The organism is Streptomyces sp. NPDC059852 (assembly GCF_042731455.1).
In the GTDB taxonomy this organism is placed as follows: domain Bacteria; phylum Actinomycetota; class Actinomycetes; order Streptomycetales; family Streptomycetaceae; genus Streptomyces.
Genome location: NZ_JBHWJK010000001.1, coordinates 115,621 through 134,646, shown reverse-complemented (window position 1 = coordinate 134,646; position 19,026 = coordinate 115,621). Strand labels below are relative to the sequence as shown.

The 19,026-nt window shown below is 74.4% G+C and carries 13 protein-coding genes and 1 pseudogene; 6 read left to right on the top strand and 8 right to left on the bottom strand.

The genetic code is table 11. From position 1 onward, the window contains the following. The first annotated feature begins 3 nt into the window (after positions 1-3). Genes ACFV46_RS00605 through ACFV46_RS00580 form a run of 6 tightly spaced genes read left to right on the top strand, consistent with a single transcriptional unit; the run spans position 4 to position 6,729 of the window. Positions 4-1,341, top strand: coding sequence for an O-antigen ligase family protein (locus ACFV46_RS00605; RefSeq protein ID WP_385496562.1), 1,338 nt, complete (start codon positions 4-6; stop codon positions 1,339-1,341). Continuing rightward, on the top strand, positions 1,338-3,023 hold the full coding sequence (locus ACFV46_RS00600) for a lipid II flippase MurJ (RefSeq protein WP_385496561.1): 1,686 nt from the start codon (positions 1,338-1,340) through the stop codon (positions 3,021-3,023). The genes ACFV46_RS00605 and ACFV46_RS00600 overlap by 4 nt, the downstream gene beginning before the upstream one ends. Beyond that, entirely contained in the window at positions 3,013-3,804 is a 792-nt protein-coding gene (locus tag ACFV46_RS00595; protein ID WP_385496560.1) for a polysaccharide deacetylase family protein, read from the top strand. The genes ACFV46_RS00600 and ACFV46_RS00595 overlap by 11 nt, the downstream gene beginning before the upstream one ends. Continuing rightward, complete coding sequence (locus ACFV46_RS00590; RefSeq protein WP_385496559.1) at positions 3,801-4,943, top strand: glycosyltransferase; 1,143 nt, start codon at positions 3,801-3,803, stop codon at positions 4,941-4,943. The genes ACFV46_RS00595 and ACFV46_RS00590 overlap by 4 nt, the downstream gene beginning before the upstream one ends. Further along, positions 4,940-5,623: a lipopolysaccharide biosynthesis protein gene (locus tag ACFV46_RS00585; RefSeq protein ID WP_361924815.1), complete on the top strand. Its 684-nt coding sequence runs from the start codon at positions 4,940-4,942 to the stop codon at positions 5,621-5,623. Before ACFV46_RS00590 ends, ACFV46_RS00585 begins: the two co-directional genes overlap by 4 nt. Then, complete coding sequence (locus ACFV46_RS00580; RefSeq protein WP_361924814.1) at positions 5,620-6,729, top strand: GNAT family N-acetyltransferase; 1,110 nt, start codon at positions 5,620-5,622, stop codon at positions 6,727-6,729. The genes ACFV46_RS00585 and ACFV46_RS00580 overlap by 4 nt, the downstream gene beginning before the upstream one ends. On the opposite strand, the gene ACFV46_RS00575 is transcribed toward ACFV46_RS00580, so the two are convergent. From ACFV46_RS00575 to ACFV46_RS00540, 8 genes and pseudogenes are all read right to left on the bottom strand, one after another. Then, positions 6,720-8,072 carry a glycoside hydrolase family 26 protein gene (locus ACFV46_RS00575; RefSeq protein WP_385496557.1) on the bottom strand — a complete coding sequence of 451 codons (1,353 nt, stop codon included), beginning with the start codon at positions 8,070-8,072 and terminating at the stop codon, positions 6,720-6,722. The two genes, ACFV46_RS00580 and ACFV46_RS00575, sit on opposite strands and share 10 nt — an antisense overlap. 87 nt (positions 8,073-8,159) lie before the next feature. Continuing rightward, positions 8,160-10,079 (bottom strand): AMP-dependent synthetase/ligase, encoded by a 1,920-nt coding sequence (locus ACFV46_RS00570; RefSeq protein ID WP_385496556.1) that lies wholly within the window; start codon positions 10,077-10,079, stop codon positions 8,160-8,162. Between the two features lie 79 nt (positions 10,080-10,158). Beyond that, positions 10,159-11,703, bottom strand: coding sequence for a von Willebrand factor type A domain-containing protein (locus ACFV46_RS00565; protein ID WP_385496555.1), 1,545 nt, complete (start codon positions 11,701-11,703; stop codon positions 10,159-10,161). Between the two features lie 177 nt (positions 11,704-11,880). Continuing rightward, the gene (locus tag ACFV46_RS00560; RefSeq protein WP_385496554.1) at positions 11,881-12,744 is read right to left on the bottom strand and encodes an ABC transporter permease; all 864 of its coding nucleotides are present in this window, start codon (positions 12,742-12,744) and stop codon (positions 11,881-11,883) included. Then, positions 12,741-15,392 carry an alpha/beta fold hydrolase gene (locus tag ACFV46_RS00555; RefSeq protein WP_385496553.1) on the bottom strand — a complete coding sequence of 884 codons (2,652 nt, stop codon included), beginning with the start codon at positions 15,390-15,392 and terminating at the stop codon, positions 12,741-12,743. Before ACFV46_RS00555 ends, ACFV46_RS00560 begins: the two co-directional genes overlap by 4 nt. 113 nt (positions 15,393-15,505) lie before the next feature. After that, a complete protein-coding gene (locus ACFV46_RS00550; RefSeq protein WP_361924803.1) occupies positions 15,506-16,903 on the bottom strand; it encodes an APC family permease in 1,398 nt (465 codons plus the stop codon). Between the two features lie 197 nt (positions 16,904-17,100). Then, positions 17,101-18,603, bottom strand: coding sequence for a CoA-acylating methylmalonate-semialdehyde dehydrogenase (gene mmsA, locus ACFV46_RS00545; RefSeq protein ID WP_361924801.1), 1,503 nt, complete (start codon positions 18,601-18,603; stop codon positions 17,101-17,103). Positions 18,604-18,617: 14 nt separating this feature from the next. Next, positions 18,618-18,821 (bottom strand): annotated as a pseudogene (locus ACFV46_RS00540) (3D-(3,5/4)-trihydroxycyclohexane-1,2-dione acylhydrolase (decyclizing)); the annotation flags it as partial. Positions 18,822-19,026 lie beyond the last annotated feature (205 nt).

Genomic DNA, 19,026 nt, shown 5'->3' with positions numbered 1-19,026 from the left:
TCGATGACGACGTCTCCCGAGGTCCTGCCCCGGATCACGCCCTCGCTGCCGGTGCCGCCCCGGCTGCGCCCGGTCCTGCCGCTGCTGCCGGTGCTGCCGGTCGTGGCGATCGTCGTGCTGCTCGGGCTGCCGGTCCGGGCGGGCGGTTCCGTCACTCCGGCCGACGCGGCCTCGGCGCTGGCCGTGCTGTGTGCCGTCGGGCGGGCGGTGGTGCGCGGGCGGCGGCCGCTGTCCCGGACCGCCGCGCTGGTGCTCGGGCTGCCGGTGGTGGGCATCGCGCTGGCCGCGACGGGCGCCGCGACCTCCGGGGACGCGCTGACCGGACTGGCCCGCCACCTCCAGGTGTTCGTGCTGATCCCGGTCGCCGTGACCCTGCTGGTGCGCGACCGGCGCGGGGCGCGGCTGCTGCTGTGGTCGCTGGTCGGCCTGGCGCTGTGGCAGGGCGGGATCGGCGTCAAGCAGTACCTGACGGGCACCGGGGCGTCGTACCAGGGTGCGTTCGTCCGGGCGGTGGGGACGTTCGGGCCGTCGGACGTGATGGGGATGGCGAACGTCGTGGCGCTCGGCGTGGTGGCCGCGACCGGGCTGGCGCTCGGCACGCGGTCGGTGCGGCAGCGGCTGACGGCGGCCGGGTGCGCGGCGGTGCTGCTGGTGCCGCTCGCCGTGTCGTTCAGCCGGGGCGCCTGGATCGCCACGGCGGTGACCTGCGCGGTCGTGCTGCTGCTGGCCGGGATGCGGCGGGCGGCGAAGGTGTTCGCCGCCGTCGTCGCGGCGACCGTGGTGCTGGTGGGCGGGTTCGGGGTGGGCGCGGCGGCGCTGGAGGAGCGGCTGACCAGCATCACGCAGGTCACCGACGCGCCGGACCAGTCGGTCGTCGACCGGTACACGATGTGGGCGGCCGCGACGGACATGTGGAGCGCGCACCCGCTGACCGGTGTGGGCCTGAAGGGCTTCCCCGCGCACCGCGACGGGCACGCCTCGCTGGCGCTGTCGTCGGGCAGCGACACCGAGGGCGCCGGACAGGCGTTCGTGCGGCAGCCGCTGCTGTCGCCGCACAACATGTATCTGCTGCTGCTGAGCGAGCAGGGGCTGCTGGGCGTGGTCACGGTCGCGGGCAGCTGGCTGGCGCTGCTGGTGTGCGCGCTGCGCCGGCTGCGGCGCGGCGCCGGCGGCGTCCGGGACTGCGCGCTGGCGGCCTGCGGCCTGCTGCTGTGGCAGCTCGTCAACTTCCTGTACGCCGACATCGGCGGGCCGTCCACCGTGCTGACGGCGGTGTGCCTCGGGCTGGCCGCCTGGTGGGCGCTGTCCGGGGACGCGGCCCGGGAAGCGGGGGCCCGGTGAGGTCCCGCGCGGCGGAACGCACGGATGCCCCGGACGGGAGCGGCCCGCCTCCCGCTGTTCCCGCCCCGGCGGCGGCACCCCGCTCCCCCGGCGCCGTCTCGGGCCGTTTCCTCGCGCGGGCGACGCTGCTGTCGGCCGCGCTGTCGATGGCCGCGGCGGTGCTCGGGCTCGGCCGGGACCAGACGCTCGCGCATCTCTTCGGCGCGGGAGCGGAGACCGACGCGTTCCTGGTGGCCTGGACGGTCCCGGAGATGGCGTCGACGCTGCTGATCGAGGACGGCATGGCGTTCGTGCTCGTGCCGGCGTTCAGCCTGGCCCTGGCGCGGCGCGGGCGCGGGACGGCCGGGCCCGACCCGGTGCGGTCCCTGGTGGCCTCCTCCCTGCCGCGGCTGTGCCTGGCCCTCGCCGGCGCGGCCGCGCTGCTCGTGCTGGGGGCGCCGCTGCTGGTCGCGGTACTCGCGCCGGGGCTCTCCGACGCGTCCCTCGCGGTGGACTGCACCCGGCTGACCGGGACCTGTGTGCTGAGCTTCGGGCTGGCCGGGTACTGCAGCGCGGCGCTGCGCGCACACCGCAGCTATCTCGCGCCGGGCGCCATCTACATCGCGTACAACGCGGTCATCATCGCGACGATGTCCGTGCTCGCCGCCCGCTGGGGTGTGCGGGCGGCGGCGCTCGGGGTCGCGCTCGGCGGCTGCGCCATGGCGCTCGCGCAGGCGCCGTCGCTGTGGCGGCGCCTCGCGCGGCGGCCGGCCGGGACCGGCGCCGCGGGGACGCCCGGTCAGGACCGGGACGGTGCCCGGGCGTTCACGATGGGTCTGGTGTGCGCGGTGCTGCTGTTCGCGGTGGGCCGGCAGTCGCAGGTCCTCATCGAGCGGTACTTCGCCTCCGGGCTGCCGGCCGGTGCCATCTCGCACCTCAACTACGCGCAGAAGGTCGCCCAGTTGCCGATGTCGCTGGCGATGATGGTGTGCGTCGTGACCTTCCCGGTGGTGGCGCGGGCCGTCGCCGAGGGCGATGTCCGGCGGGCCCGGGACCGGGTCGAGCGGGACCTGGTGCTGATGGCCTGCGTGGTGCTGTTCGGCACGAGCGTCGTGGTGGCCTGCGCGCCGTCGATCGTGCAGCTGCTGTTCCAGCGGGGCGCGTTCACCGCCGGGGACACCGCCGCGACCGCCGCCGTGATGCGGGTGTACGCGCTCGGGCTGCTCGGGCACACCCTGGTGGGCGCGCTCGTGCGGTCGTACTTCTCGACGGGCCGCACCAGCTGGTACCCGCCGGCCGTCATGGGCATCGGCGCGGTCGCCACCATCGGGCTGAGCGCCTGGGCCGTGGGGCCGTGGGGTGCGCGCGGGATCGCCGCCGCCAACGCGACCGGCATCACCCTGACCGCGCTGCTCCTGCTGCTCGGGCTGGGCCCGCAGTCGGTGCCGGTGCGGGTCCCCCGGGTCGCGGGCGCACTGGCCCGCCCGGTGGGCGCCGCCCTGGGCGCCACCCTGGCCGGGCTGTTCGGCGCCGGTCTGGCCGACGCCCCCGCGCTGTCCGCCGCCGCCGGCTGCGCCTGTGCGAGCGCCGTGTTCGTGGCGCTGGCGTGGCTCCTCGACGCGGCGGGCGCCCGCTCCCTGCTGCTTCCCGTCCCGCATTCCGTCCGCAGCCCTCTCACACGAAAGCTCCGTCATGGTCGCTGACATCTCCGCCGCGCCGCGCGTGGCCGAACCCGTGCCCCAGCCCGTCGTGGGGGGCCGCCGCAGACGGGACTCCGCCGCCTGGGTGGCCATGTACCACTCCGTCTCCACCGACCCCGACGACCCGTACAACGTGACCGTCACCCCGGCCCGTCTGGAGCGGCAGCTCGCCTGGCTGGCCGGGCGCGGGCTGCGCGGGGTGAGCGTGCGGGAGCTGCTCGCCGCGCGGGACCGGGGCACCGAACGCGGCCTGGTCGGGCTGACCTTCGACGACGGCTACACCGACTTCGTCACCGAGGCACTGCCCGTGCTGCGCCGCCGCGGCTTCACGGCGACGGTGTTCGTGCTGCCCGGGCTGCTCGGCGGCACCAATGTGTGGGAGCCGACGGGTCCCCGCAAGCCGCTGCTGGACGAGGACGGGGTGCGCGGGGCGGCGGCGGCCGGGATGGAGGTCGCCTCGCACGGGATGACGCACCTCGACCTGACCCGCGCGCCGGACGAGGTGCTGCACCGGGAGGTCGCCGAGAGCCGGCACCGGCTGGCCGCGCTCATCGGCGACGACGTGGTGGGGTTCTGCTACCCGTACGGCTACCACGACGTGCGGGCCGTCGACGCCGTGCGCCGGGCCGGCTACCGGTACGCGTGCGCGATCGCGCCCTCCCCGCTCGGCCGGGGGGACTTCGCGCTGCCCCGGATCCACATGGGGCAGGCGGACGGCTCGCTGCGCCTGGAGCTGAAGCGGCGGCTGGCCCGCGTCTACGGCCGGTCCCTGGAGGCGGCGTGAGGGTCCTGCACGTCATCACCGGTCTCGGCATCGGCGGCGCGGAACAGCAGCTGCGGCTGCTGCTGCGGCACCTCCCGGCGCGCTGCGACGTGGTGACGCTGACCAACCCCGGCCCGGTCGCCGCGGGTCTCGCGGCCGACGGGGTCCGGGTCGCCCATCTGGGGATGGCCGGCAACCGGGACCTGGACGTCGTGCCGCGGCTGACCCGGCTGATCCGGGGCGGCGGCTACGACCTGGTGCACACGCATCTGTACCGGGCCTGCCTGTACGGGCGGCTCGCCGCGCGGCTCGCCGGGGTGCGGGCCGTCGTGGCCACCGAGCACTCGATCGGCGCGACCCGCCTCGAGGGGCGCCCCCACAGCCCCGGGGTGCGGGCGCTGTACCTGGCGGGCGAGCGCCTCGGCCGGGTCACGGTCGCCGTGTCGCCGACGGTGGCGCAGCGGCTGCGGCGCTGGGGGGTGCCGGGGCAGCGCATCCGGGTCATCCCGAACGGCATCGACGCGCCCCGGTTCTCCTACGACGAGGTGCGCCGCAAGGAGGCGCGGGCGTACTACGGGCTGCCCGAGGACGCGTACGTCGTCGGCGGTGTGGGGCGTCTCGCGCCCGGCAAGCGGTTCGACGTGCTGGTGACGGCGCTGGCCCAGCTGCCGGGCGACGTACGGCTGTTGCTGGTCGGCGGCGGGCCCGAGGAGGCGGCGCTGCGCCGCGCCGCACGTGAACTCGGCGTCGCCGGGCGGCTGGTGCTGACCGGTGAACGGCCGTACCTGCCCGACCCGCACGACGGCGCGCCCGACCTGCCCGCCCTGCTGTCCGCGATGGACGTGCTCGCCTCGCCGTCGCCGGAGGAGTCGTTCGGGCTGGCGGTGCTGGAGGCGCTGGCCGCCGGGCTGCCCGTGCGGTACGCGAGCTGCCCGGCCGTCGAGGACCTGCCGGCGCGGGCGGTGCCCGGCGCGCGGCGGGTCGTCGGCGGGGCCGGGGCGTACGCGCGGGAACTGCTGCGGCTGCGGGCGGCCGGACCGGGTGAGCGGTGCGCCCCGGACGTGGTGCGGCACTACGACATCGCGCGGACCGCGCGGCAGCTGATGGATCTGTACACGGCCGCTTCGGCCGGCTCGAACCTGGAAGTGAGTCCCTCATGACAGACAACCCCGCTGAGCGCGCTCCGCTGTGGGACCGGGCCCGTGCCCGGCTCGGACGGCTGCCCGTGTGGGCGCTGGTGCCCGCCACGGCGCTGACCGGTGCCCTGGCCGGTGGCGTGTACGGGCTGGTGAAGCCCCCGCAGTACACGGCGACCAGTTCCGTGGTGGCCGTGCCGAACGGAACGACCGAGGCCGACTGCACCGACGCGCTGGGCTTCGCGCAGGCCTACGGCCGGGTCGCCACCCAGCTCGCGGTGCTCGGGGACGCCCAGATGTGGGCGGGTGTCCCGGTGTCGACGCTGCGCGACAGCGTGGAGGTGGCGACGTCGCCGGACGCGCCGATGGTCGCGGTCTCGGCGACCTCGTCCAGCCCCGGGCAGGCCGTCGACATCGCCAACGCCGTGTCCCGCGCGCTGGTCACCGAGGCCGGGTACGCCAAGGACCGGACCGGCATCCGGCTGGAGAACCTGTCGCGCGCGCTGCGGCCGGGCGAGCCGTCGTCGGCGTCGCCGGGGCTGACCGCGCTGGTGGGCGCGAGCGCCGGTGGGCTGCTCGGCGGTCTGGCGATGCTGGCCCGGCCGCGCCGGCGGTCCGGTGGGCCGGGCGCGGACGACGACCTGGGCCGGGCCTCGGTGCCGGGTCCGGCCGGGGCCGCCGACGCCCAGGAGACGCGCGGATGACGGCGTCCGCACGGAGGCTGACGGTGGAGGTGTGCACCGACGAGCACACCTTCGCCGGCCTCGCCGAGGCGTGGGGCCGGCTGCACCGGGCGTGCCCGTCGGCGACGGCGTTCCAGAGCCACGCCTGGCTGCACTCGTGGTGGCTGTCGTACGGCAGGCCGGGCCGGCTGCGGCTGGTCCTGGTGCGCCGGGGCGACGACCTGGTGGCGGCGGCGCCGCTGATGCGGGTGCACAGCCCGCTGCCGGCGCTGGTGCCGCTCGGCGGATCCATCACCGACTTCTGCGATGTGCTGGTCGACGAGTCGGCGGGCGCCCCGGCCGCGGCGGCGCTCGCGGACGCCCTGGCCGACCTGGCCCGTACCGCGCTGGTGGACTTCCGCGAGGTGCGGCCGGGCGGCGCGATGGAGCGGGTGTTCCTGTGCTGGCGCGGTCCGCGGCAGCGGCTGCGCGACTCCCTCTGCCTGGAGCTGCCCGCGCTCCCCATGGAGGAGCTGGTGGGGCGGCTGCCGACGGGCCGGGCCCGGCGGGTCCGCAGCAAGGTCAACCAGCTGTCCCGGCTCGGGGTGCAGTGGCGGGTCGTGCCGCACGAGGAGACGGAGGCGGCGCTGCGCCGGCTTCTGGAGCTGCACCGGTTGCAGTGGGCGGGCCGGCAGGTGTCGCCCGAGCATCTGCGGCCGCGGTTCATGGAGCACCTGGTCCGCGCGGCGGTCCCGCTGGCCCGTTCCGGGGAGGCGGCGACGACGGAGTTCGTGCTGGACGGCTCGGTGGTGGCGGTCAACATCTCGCTGCTGTCGGGTGCGCTGGCCGGCATGTACCTGTACGGCTTCGACCCGGGGCTGCGGCAGCGCCGGGTGGACGTGGCGACGATGCTGCTGCACGGGGCGACCGGGCACCTCGGGTCGGACGGGCTGCGCACGCTGAGCCTGCTGCGGGGCGCGGAGCCGTACAAGTACCGCTGGCTGCCGACGACCGTCGTCAACCAGCGGTTTCTGCTGGCCCGGCGGCGCACCGCCCCGCTCCTGGGCGCCGCGCTCGCGGAGGCGGCCGCGCGGCGGCGGGCCAAGGAGGTGCTGCGCAAGGACGCCGAGCCGGTGGCTCAGCGGTAGCGCTCGGCCCATGTGAGGCACGCGGAGAGCTGGCCGCCGAGCTGCTGCTCCAGCCACTTCTCCAGGTCCAGCAGGGTGCAGTGCGGGGCCTGCGAGATGGAGGGCGCGGGGCTCGGCGCGGTGGCCGGCTCCGGCGCGGCGGGTGGTGTCGCCGGGGCCGGGAGGGTGGCCGGGGACGGGAGGGTGGCCGGGGACGGGAGGGTGGCCGGGGACGGGGTGGCGTCCGGTGTGGCGGGGGCCGGCTGGGGGCGGGAGTACAGCGGGGCGGACAGCAGGAGGCGGTACAGGGCGGAGGCGCGGGGGTTGTCGGAACACAGCCATACGCCGTGCGGGCAGTAGTCGGTGATGGTGTTGTAGAGCGGCTTGTGCTGGTCCATCCAGGCCAGCATGCGCAGCATGTACGTGATGTTGTCGCCGTTGCGGAACAGGCCCCACTCCGGGTACGAGATCGGCTTGCCGTGGCGGCGGGCGAAGTCCACGTGGTGCTGCAGCCCGTACGGCTCGGTGATCTGTTCGTCGAAGGTGAGGCCGCGCGGCTGGTCGTAGGCGTCCATGCCGATGATGTCGACGACGTCGTCGCCGGGGTAACACGCGGGCCAGGGGATGGCGTCCCTGCCCCGGCTGGGGGCGAAGTCGAAGCGGAAGCGCTGCCCGTCGACCGCGCGCATGACGCGGACGATGCGGCGCCAGTACTGCTTCCAGCTCGCCGGGTCCGGGCCGCAGCGGTGGGTGTAGGTGATGCCGTTCATCTCCCAGCCGAGCACGATGACCGTGTCCGGGATGCCGAGGGCGACCAGGCGTTCGGCGAGGGCTTCGAAGTGCGCGTCGAAGGCGCCGGACGCGGCGCGCCGCAGCAGGGTCCGGACGGTCGCGTCGGGCAGGTCGCTCTCGTTGCGTTCCATCATCGGCACGTTGAGCACGAGCATCCGGTCGGACTTGGCGCGCCGCCAGGCGGCCCAGCTGTCGAGGAAGCCGTGTCCGCCCTCGATGTTGGTCCACAGGTCGCCGGGCAGATAGGTGTGCCCGACGCGGGGTTCCTGCCCGCCGAGCCAGCGGGTGAGCTGCTGCATCCGCTGCACCCCGGCGGGCCCGTAGTGCAGGTACGCGCCGAACGCGGGCGCCTGCGCGGGTGCCCCGGCCGGGGCGTGGGCACCCTGCGGCGGCTGCGGCGACGCGGCGGCCGGGGGTGCCGGGTCGGCCGCGGGGACCGGGCGGGCCGGGTCCGGGTGGGAGGCGGAGCCGGCCGCGAGGGCCGTGCCCGGGGTGAGGGCCGCCGCGGCGATCACCGCGGCGGTGATCAGCGCCGTTCCTCTCGGGGTGGACCGTCGGCGGTCACGGGCCATGCGTCCTCCTCGGCGGGCACTTCCCTGTAAGTGACAGGAAGTCATATCCGCCGGGGCGGCACCATCGGGGCGCCGCCGAACGGGCCATCAGCTGCCGTACAGCGCCTCGATGTCGGCCGCGTACGCCTGGGTCACGGCGTGCCGCTTCACCTTCAGCGAGGGGGTGAGCAGGCCGTTCTCCTCGGTCCACTCCCCCTCGACGAGCCGGAACACGCGGATCGACTCGGCGCGGGAGACGGCCTCGTTGGCGTGGTCGACGGCCTTCTGGACGTCGGCGCGCATCCGGGGGTCCTGGACGACCTCGGACATCGGGGTGTCCGCGGGCAGCCCGCGTACGGAGAGCCAGTGCGCCACCGCGTCCGGTTCGAGGGTGATCAGGGCGCCGACGAAGGGGCGGCCGTCGCCGACGACGAGGCACTGGCCGACGGGCGGGCGGCTGCGCAGGCGGTCCTCCAGGACGGCCGGGGAGACGTTCTTGCCGCCGGAGGTGATGAGGATGTCCTTCTTGCGGCCGGTGATGGTGAGGTAGCCGTCCGCGTCGAGGGCGCCGAGGTCGCCGGTGGCGAACCATCCGTCGCGCAGCACGGCGTCGGTGGCGGCCGGGTCGCCCCGGTAGGCGCCGAAGACGATGCCGCCCTTGACGAGGACCTCGCCGTCGCCGGCGATCCGGACGGCCGTGCCGGGGACGGGCCGGCCGACGGTGCCGGGGCGGGGCCTGAGCGGCGGGACGATGGTGGCGGCGGCGGTGGTCTCGGTGAGGCCGTAGCCCTCGTAGACGAGGATGCCGGCCGCGTAGAAGAACAGGTTCAGGTCGCGGTCGAGCGGGGAGCCGCCGCTGATGGCGTAGCGCAGACGGCCGCCGAGCTCCTTGCGGACCCGGCGGTAGACCAGCAGGTCGTACAGGGCCCAGGCGGCCCGCAGCCCCGGGCCGGGGCCCTCGCGGGTGCCGAGGAAGTGGCCGAGGTGGGCCTCGGCGAAGCGGACGGCGACGCGGTGGGCGCGGTCGAAGGAGGCGCCGCGGCCCAGTTTCTCGGCGGTGGCCCGGCCGGTGTCGTGGATCTTCTCGAAGAGGTAGGGGACGCCGACGAGGAAGGTGGGACGGAACTCCCGGAGTGCGGGCCGCAGTTCCTCGGGTTTGATGCTGGGCCAGTGGCCGATCTCGATACGGCCCATCAGGCAGGCGATCTGGATGGTGCGGCCGAGGATGTGGGCGAGCGGGAGGAAGAGCAGGGTCGAGGCGGTCTGCCCGGTGACGGCCTGGAAGACGGGGTGCAGCAGTTCGACGGTGTTGGCGGCCTCGGCGTGCAGGTTGCCGTGGGTGAGGACGCAGCCCTTGGGCAGGCCGGTGGTGCCGGAGGTGTAGCAGATCGTCGCGACGGTGTCGGGGGTGAGGGCGGCGCGGCGCTTGCCGACCTCCTCGTCGGACAGGTGCCGGCCGAGCGCGATGAGGGTGCCGAGGGCGTCGTCGTCCAGCTCCCAGACGCGCGGCGACTGTTCGTGCGCCGCGGTGCCCGCCGTGACCGTGGCCGTGTTCCGCGCGGTCTCGGTCACGACGTGCCGGGCGCCGGAGTCGCGGACGATCCACTCGACCTGGTCCGCGGAGGAGGTGGCGTAGACGGGGACGCTCTGCCCGCCGGCCGCCCAGACCGCGAAGTCCAGCAGCGTCCACTCGTAACGGGTGCGGGACATCACGGCCACCCGGCCGCCGGGTTCCAGGCCGGCCGCGATGAACCCCTTGGCCACGGCGGTGACTTCACGGGCGAACTCGGTCGCGGTCACCGGCCGCCAGCCGTCGCCGGTGGGGCGGCGCAGGACCACGGCGTCCGGTGCCTCGGCCGCGTTTATGTAGGGCAGGTCGGCGGTGCTGCCGGTGGTGGGGCGGGACGCGAGGGCCGGGGTGCGGGCCTCGCGCACCACGCCGTCGGCATCCCTGACGACCTCGGCCTCGGCGCGTTCCAGCAGTTCGGTGCGTCCTGCGGCCCGCTTCAGATCCTTGCGTACGCCCATGTCGGCTCCCGGTGCCCGTCGTACTTACCGGAGAGTAAACTTACTCAGGCGTAAGTAAAGGTCAATGGGTCCGGCACGCTCAGTCCCGGCCGGTGAGACGGCTCGCCTGCCGGATGGCGTCGGCGAGCCGGGCCACGTCCTGGTCCTCGGTCTCCGCACTCAACTCTTCGGCCCGCTCGGCGAGTTCGCCCAGTCCTTCCCGTCCGGGCAGTACCGTCCGGCCGTCGTCGCCGCCGCCGCGCAGGGCGTCCGCGAAGTAGGCCGCCGTGGCGGTGACCTGGAAGCGGGGGTTCGCGCTCCACACCGAGTCCTCCAGGGCGTCTGTCTCGATGCCGCCGGACTCCTCGTGCGGGGCGCGGGTGCGCGGGTCGAGCCAGCGCACGCTCGCCGTGGCCAGGTGGCCCTCGGCGTGCCGTGCGGTGCGCACCGCGTACAGGGCGGTGACCGTGTGGCCGGGGCCGACCTCGCCGCCGTCGACGCGGTCGTCGCGGAAGTCCTCGTCGGCGACCTGCCGGTCGTCGTAGCCGATCAGCCGGAACTCCTCCACCGTCTCCGGGTCGAAGACGACCTGGGCCTTGGCGTCGCGGGCGGTCAGGTCGACGTTGCGGGGCAGGTCCTGGCTGAAGACCTTGTGCGCCTCGTTCTCCCCGGAGACGTACACGGTGTGGCCGTCGCCCTTGTCGGCGAGGCGTTCCATCAGGGCGTCGCCGTAGTCGCTGCCGACACCCACCCCGAAGAGGGTGATGCCGTGTTCGCGGCGCTCGGAGGAGACCCGTTCCAGGATGGTGTCCGCGTCGGTGTCACCGGTGTTGGCGAGGGCGTCGGAGACCAGCACGACCCGGTTGGTGGCGCCCTTGCGCAGGCCGTCCTCGGCCGTCTCGTACCCGGTCTCCACGCCGGCGCCGAGGTTGGTGGAGTCGGTGGGCGACAGGCTGTCGATGGCGTCGTGGATCTCGCCCCGGTGCCCGCCGACGCGGGTCGGCCGCAGCACCCGCTCGGCCTCGTCGCTGAAGGTGACCAGGGCGACCGAGTCGTCGTCGCGCAGCCGGTCCGTCATCACGCCGAGGGAGTCCTTCGCCAGGTCCAGACGGCCCGGTTCGGCCATGGAGCCGGAGATGTCCACGACGAAGGTGAGGGCGGCGGGCGGGCGCCGGGAGGCGTCCTCGGCGGGCCGGGTCGCCAGGCCCACCCGGACCAGGGACCAGTCCGCGCGCGCGGTGCGGGCGCCGTCCACGGTGACGGTGAACCCGTTGCCGTCGGGGCGGTCGTAGTCCTGGCGGAAGCTGTTGACGAACTCCTCGGGGCGGACCGTCGTGGGATCGGGCAACCGCCCCCCGGCGAGCGTGCGGCGGGCGTAGCCGTAGGAGGCCGTGTCCACGTCCAGGGCGAAGGTGGAGACGAGGTCGGGTTCGGGCGCGAACTCGCGGCCGCCGTCCTCGCCGTTCTTCTGCTCGCCCGGGACGTCGCCGTCGTTCTCGGGGGCGACCGGGAAGCCGTTCCTCCCGCTGCCGCGGTCCGCCGTCGTGGGACCGCCGTCCTGCCCGCTGCACCCGGTGAGCAGCAGGCCGCCCGCCGTGAGCGCGAGCAGCGCCCCCCTCAGCCGTCGTACGCGATGCCGCTCCATCGTCCGTTCCCCCTGGTTCCGTTGACGCCGCCTTCTGTGACTGTGACGGGCCGGGGAGCCGGAACGTGCGGTACGGGGCGTTGCGGATGGGTCTCGAAGAGGGCACGACGGCCCCCCGTCGAGACCGGTGGGTGATCTTCCGTTGACCTGGCGGGGACCTGAAGGGCCCAAGGAGCCCTACGACACGATGTCCTTGCGCGTGAAGTGCCGGAAGGCCAGCGTGAACAGGATCAGGGCGTACGTCACGGAGACCGCGGTGCCCTGGATCATGCCGGACCACTCGGGGTGCGGCTGGACGGCGTCCGCCCAGGCGAACTGCCAGTGCGCGGGCAGGAAGTGGCGCCAGTCGCCGAGGGCGGTGACGGCGTCGAGGACGTTGCCGACGATGGTGAGGCCGACCGCGCCGCCGACCGCGCCCAGCGGGGCGTCCGTCCGCGTCGACAGCCAGAACGCCAGCCCTGCGGTGACCAGTTGGGACACGAAGAGGTACGCCACGACGACCAGCAGGCGCCGCGCCGCCGTGCCCGTGGCGAGCGAACCGCCGGTGGGGATCTGCAGCGGGCCCCAGCCGTACGCGGCCGAGCCCACGGCCAGCGCGACCACCGGCAGCAGCACCATCGCGGCCAGGCTCAGACCGAGCCCGACCACCAGCTTCGACCACAGCAGCCGGGCCCTCGGCACGGGCGCGGCGAGGAGATAGCGCAGGGACGACCAGCCGGCCTCCGAGGCGACGGTGTCCCCGCAGAACAGCGCGACCGGGATGACGAGCAGGAAGCCCGCGGAGACGAAGAGGTTGACCGCGGCGAAGTTGGCGCCGGAGGCCGTGGCCGTGTCCATCAGGGTGATGCGGTTGCCGCGCCCGTCCGGCTCGCCGCCGATCGCGAAGGCGGCCACCAGCACGAACGGCAGCACGGCGAGGATGCCGAACATGACCATCGTCCGGCGCCGCTTGAGCTGGCGGAGCAGTTCGACCCGCACGGGCAGGGTGCGGCCCGCCCGGTAGCCGGAGGCGACCTCGGTGCGCTCGGTGAGCGTGCTCATGCGGAACCTCCGATCAGGGTGAGGAAGGCGTCCTCCAGACGGCGGTGCGGGCCGACCGACCGGACGGGCACCTCCAGCCGGACGAGTTCGGCGACCAGGTGCTCGGCACTGCCCTCGGCGTCGAGCCGCACCAGGAGCCCGTCGTCGGTGGGGACGGCCGAGACCACCCCGGGCAGGGCGGCGACCTTCTCGACGACGGGTCCGTCGACGGCCGTGGCCGTGCCGACGAGGAGGGTGTCGCCGGAGCCGACGATCTCGGCGACCGGCCCCGCCTGCACGAGCCGGCCGCGGTCCATCACCACGAGATGGGTGCAGGACTGCTCCACCTCCGAGAGGAGATGGCTGGAGACGATCACCGTACGGCCCGCGGCCGCGTACCGGATCATCACCTCGCGCATCTCACGGATCTGCGGCGGGTCGAGGCCGTTGGTCGGCTCGTCGAGGATGAGCAGGTCCGGCAGGCCGAGCATGGCCTGGGCGATGGCGAGGCGCTGGCGCATGCCCTGGGAGTAGGTGCGCACCGCGCGGGCGAGGGCGTCACCGAGACCGGCGATCTCCAGGGCCTCGTCCAGGTGCGCGTCCTGCGGCGGGCGGCCGGTGGCCTTCCAGTACAGCTCCAGGTTCTCCCGGCCCGACAGGTGCGGCAGGAAGCCGGCGCCCTCCACGAAGGCGCCGACCCGGGACAGGACCGGGGCGCCGGGGCGGATGGCGTGCCCGAAGACCCGGATCTCCCCGGCGTCGGGCCGGATCAGGCCCATCAGCATGCGCAGGGTCGTCGTCTTGCCCGCCCCGTTCGGGCCGAGGAGGCCGAGCACCTGGCCCTTCTCCACCTGGAAGGACAGCTCCCGCACGGCGTACCGGTCCTGCGCGCGGGCGTACCGCTTGCTCAGGCCGGTGATGCGCAGCGGGACCTCGGCCAGCTCCGGGTCGGGCGCGGGGGCCGCGGTGCGGCGGCGGGCGGTGAGCAGCAGGACCAGGGCGAGCACGGCGCCGGCGGCGGGCAGCCACCACACCCAGGACGGCAGGGGCGCGGCGGCGCTGGTGACGCCCGGTGCGGTCGGGACGGACAGCTCGCTCCTCAGGGCGACCGTGTACGTGGCCGGGGCGGCCGGGGAGGCGTAGCCGAGGTCCGTGGAGGACAGCACCAGGCGCAGCCGGTGGCCCTTCTCGACGTCGTGGTCGATGGCCGGGAGGGTGATCCGCACGTCCTTGCCGGACTTGGCGCCCGTGATCCGCAGTGGGGTGACCAACTGCGAAGGCAGGACCTGCTGCCGGCCGTCGGGGCCGACGTCGTAGACCTTCGCGAACAGGACGGCGTCGTCGCCGCTGGAGCGCACGTGCACGGTGGCCGTCGGGGAGCCGGTGATGTGCAGGTTGTCGGCGACGGGCGCGGACTCGAAGCGGGCGAACTGCCCGGGGAAGTCCAGCGAGACGCCGACGCCGAGCGACGACAGCTGGGTGAGGCCGCCGGAGCCGCCGAGGCCGGGCAGGGCGGAGACGGCGGGCGGGCTGGCGCCGGCCGGGTTGGCGACGGACTGCTCGCCGCCGGTGAGCGGCACCCGCCGTACGCCGTCGGCCAGTCCGGGGTACGCGTCGGCGCTCGCGCCCCGCAGCTGGGCCTCGCCGTCGGTGGAGTCGATGCCCCCGGTGCGGGTGACCCGGAAGGCGGGGCCGGTGTCGGCGCCCTTGTCGCCCTTGAGGTACCGGTCGAACCAGGCGGTGGTGCGGGCCTGGACGCGGGACGCCTCCATGTCGCCGCCGTCGTGCCCGCCGGCGATCCAGTCGACGTCCACGGGGGCGCCGTTGGCCCGGATGGCGCGGGCCGCTTGGTCGGCCTGGCCGAGCGGGAAGAGGGAGTCGGACTGGCCCTGGAAGAGAAGGGTGGGCACGTCGATGCGGTCGCCGACGGCGGACGGGGAGCGCTCCTCCAGCAGGGCGCGGGCCTTGGCGTCGGGAACGCCGGACTCGGCGACCCGCTCGTACATCGCGCAGAGCGTGGGCTCGAACTCGGCGCAGCCGCCGCCGGAGTTGACGAAGATGCCGGCCCACAGCTTCTTGAAGACGCCGTTCGGGAAGAGGGCGTCGGCGAGGTTCCAGTAGGTGATGGCCGGGGCGATGGCGTCGACGCGGTCGTCGTGTCCGGCGGCCAGCAGCGCGATCGCGCCGCCGTAGGAGCCGCCCGCCAGGCCGACGCGCGGGTCGCCGGGCTTGTCGAGGCGGACCTCGGGCTGCCGGGCGAGCCAGTCCAGCAGCCGGGAGACGTCGGCGACCTCGCCCTTCGGGTCGTTCAGGCCGATCGCGCCGGTCGACCTGCCGAAGCCGCGCGCGGACCAGGTGAGGACGGCGTACCCGTCCCGCGCCAGGTCCTCGGCCTGCCGGCGTACGTCGTCCTTGCTGCCGCCGAAGCCGTGCCCGAGGAGGACCGCGGGGCGCCGACCGCCGCCCGGCGCGGTGAAGTACGAGGTGTCGAGGCGCACTCCGCCGTCCATGGCCATGACCCGGTCGGCGCGCCGCACCTCGGGGGTGTCGCCGCCGGAGGCGACCGCGGTCCAGGTCCCGGCGCCGGCCAGCACCACGGCGGCGGCCGCGGCGGCCAGCAGCCGCCGCGGCCCGCGCGGTGCGCCCCGTCCGGGCAGTCGAAGATCCATGCGTCAACGGTACGGGTGGAACCTGTCGGTCTGTTGTCGACCGGGGACCGAACCGCACCACCTCCTGTGGAGGTACGCGGCGCCGTCGGCGTACACCAGGCGCGGTACGCCGGTCAGTCCCGTGCGTCGTCCGGCAGGGTCACCAGCCAGCGGGTGGTGCGGCGCGGGCGCAGGTACAGGGCCCAGTAGAGGGTGGCGACGGCGGTGATGCCGCCGGTCCACGCCAGATGGACGGGTTCCTGCTGGGTGAGGATGTAGCCGAGGACCACGATCAGCACGACCGGCACCGCGGGCCACAGCGGCATCCGCCAGGCCGAGGTGTGGCGGTGCTGTCCGCGCCGGGCGAGCAGGGCGGCGACGGCCACGAGCAGGTACATGCCGGTGACCGAGACGCCCGTGACGCCGTAGAGCGTGTCCAGGTTGACGAAGCACAGGGCGGCGCCGGGTACGCCGACGGCGAGGGTGGCGACCCACGGGGAGCCGAACCGGCCGAGGCGGGCGAGGCCGTCGTTGACGGGCCGGGGCCACGCCTTGTCGCGGGCCGAGGCGAACAGCACGCGGGAGTTCTGGATGACCATGACGATGCCCGCGTTGATGATGGCCAGCGCCACGCAGAGGCTGACGAAGGTGCCGACGGCGGAGTTCGACCAGGCGGTGACCATGGCGGAGAGGTCGCCGCCGGTCAGTTCGGCGACGTCCGAGGCGCCCAGGGTGATGGCGACGACCGGCACCAGGATGATGACCGTGGAGATGGCGAGGGTGGCCAGGACCGTGCGGGCAACGTTGCGGCGCGGGTTCTCCAGCTCCTCGGAGAGGTAGACGGCGGTCGAGAAGCCCTGGGTGATGAACAGGGCGATGGCGAGCCCGGAGACGACCAGCAGCGCCGTCACCGTGTCGGTGCGGCCGTCCGCGCCGGCCACCTCCAGGGAGGCGAGGCTCGCGGGGCCGCGCTCGGCGTGGGCGAACCCCAGGACGGCCACGACGGCGGCCGCGATGACCTCCAGGACCAGGAAGACGCCGGTGATCCAGGCGTTGGCGCGCAGGTCGAGCAGGCCGGCCAGGGTGGCGAGCAGCATGACGCCGGCGCCGGTGAGGGCGGGGTCGAGGTGGGCGATCGGGGCGAGGTAGTCGGCGGTGCCCATCGCGATCACGGGCGGTACGACCATGACGACGAGCAGGGACAGCACGAACACCAGCCAGCCCGCGAGGCGTCCGGCGAGCGTGGACACCATCGCGTACTCGCCGCCGGCGCTCGGGATGAGGGTGCCGAGCTCCGAGTAGCAGAAGGCGACGGCGACGCACAGCAGGGAGCCGACGGCGATCGTGAGGGCCGTGGCGGTGCCGAGCGAGCCGAACAGGTCGGGGACGACCACGAAGAGCGTGGACGCGGGGGTCACGCAGGAGAGCGTGAGCAGCGTGCCGCCGACCACGCCGATGGAGCGCTTGAGCTGCCGGGGACTGTCCGACGCCTCGACGGCGGGGGCCTCGGCGGGGGTGAGGGTGTCGGTCACGAGGGGGATGCAACATCGACGGAAACCGTCACGTCAATGGGCGTCCTGCTACGGAATCAGTTGTCCACGATCATGATTTCGCGCGTTAACGTCGCATCAAGGCCCGCGCCCGTACGGGTTTCGCGGGTGCGGGAACCGCAGCGGAGTGGGACAAAAAAACAGGGCCGTCCGCGATGCGGACGGCCCCGGAGCCGGCGTCAGTGGTTGCGCGGGAAGCCCAGGTCGACGCCGGTGGGGGCGTCGGCCGGGTCGGGCCAGCGGGTGGTGACGACCTTGCCGCGGGTGTAGAAGTGCGTGCCGTCGTTGCCGTAGATGTGGTGGTCGCCGAAGAGGCTGTCCTTCCAGCCGCCGAAGGAGTGGTAGCCGACCGGCACCGGGATCGGCACGTTGACGCCGACCATGCCGGCCTCGACCTCCAGCTGGAAGCGGCGGGCGGCACCGCCGTCCCGGGTGAAGATCGCGGTGCCGTTGCCGAACGGCGAGGCGTTGATGAGGGCGAGGCCCTCCTCGTACGTCTCGGCGCGCAGCACACACAGGACGGGGCCGAAGATCTCGTCCTGGTACGCCTTCGCGGACGTGGGCACCTTGTCGAGCAGCGAGATGCCGATCCAGTGCCCGTCCTCGTGGCCGTCGACGGTGTAGCCGGTGCCGTCCAGCACGACCTCGCAGCCCTCGTCGGCCGCGCCCTTCACGTAGGACGCCACCTTGTCGCGGTGCACGGCCGTGATCAGCGGGCCCATCTCGGAGGTGGGGTCGTCGCCGGGACCGATCTTGATCTTCTCGGCGCGTTCACGGATCTTCTCCACCAGCTCGTCACCGATCGCGCCGACCGCCACGACCGCGGAGATGGCCATGCAGCGCTCACCGGCGGAGCCGTAGGCGGCCGACACGGCGGCGTCGGCGGCCGCGTCCAGGTCGGCGTCCGGCAGGACCAGCATGTGGTTCTTGGCGCCGCCGAGCGCCTGGACGCGCTTGCCGTTGGCGGAGGCGGTGGTGTGGATGTACCGGGCGATCGGGGTCGAGCCGACGAAGGAGACGGCCTTGACGTCCGGGTGCTCCAGCAGCCGGTCGACGGCCACCTTGTCGCCGTGCACGACGTTGAAGACGCCGTCGGGCAGGCCCGCCTCGGCGAGCAGCTCGGCGATCTTGATGGACGCCGAGGGGTCCTTCTCGGACGGCTTGAGCACGAAGGTGTTGCCGCACGCGATGGCGATGGGGAACATCCACATCGGGACCATCGCCGGGAAGTTGAACGGCGTGATGCCGGCGACGACACCGAGCGGCTGCCGGATCGACGACACGTCGACGCGGCTGGCGACCTGCGTGGACAGCTCGCCCTTGAGCTGCACGGTGATGCCGCACGCGAGGTCCACGATCTCCAGGCCGCGCGCCACCTCGCCGAGGGCGTCGGAGTGCACCTTGCCGTGCTCGGCGGTGATCAGCTCGGCGATCGCGTCGCGGTTGGCGTCCAGCAGCGCGCGGAACTTGAACAGGATCGAGGTGCGCTGTGCCAGCGAGGACTGGCCCCAGGTCAGATACGCCTCCTTGGCGGCGGCGACCGCCGCGTCCACCTCCTCGACCGAGGCGAAGGCGACCTTCGTGGTGACCGCGCCGGTCGCCGGGTCGGTGACCGGCCCGAACGTGCCCGACGCGCCTTCGGCGGTCTTCCCGCCGATCCAGTGGTTGACGATCTTCGTCATGCCCGGTTACTCCTTCACAGATGGCGGCGTCGGGAGGACACGTGCCGTTCGTACAGCTCTCGGGCCCTCACCGCCGACGCTGCGGTCGCGGTCTCGGCCCCAGGTACATCCCACCAGGCCCGCGCCGACGGCGGGCCCGACACAGTGTCGGCCGTTTCGGTCCCGGCGTAGACACATGTGGGAGTGTCGGCGGCGCGCGCGTCGGCGAGCGCCACGCGGGTCGCGTACGGCTGCCTCCTCCCCACGATTCGATGATGCGGGTCGGGGACCTCCGGCGCGGGGCCGTAGCGGGCGGGGAGTCATCGCTCGCTCTTCGCTCCTGCCAAAGCAAAGCGGCCTCCCGCGCCGGAGGCGTTCGGTGCGCCGGCGCCGCGAGGGGCGGGCCGGCGGGTCGTGCGGGGCCGGACGGTCCGCGCGCCCGAG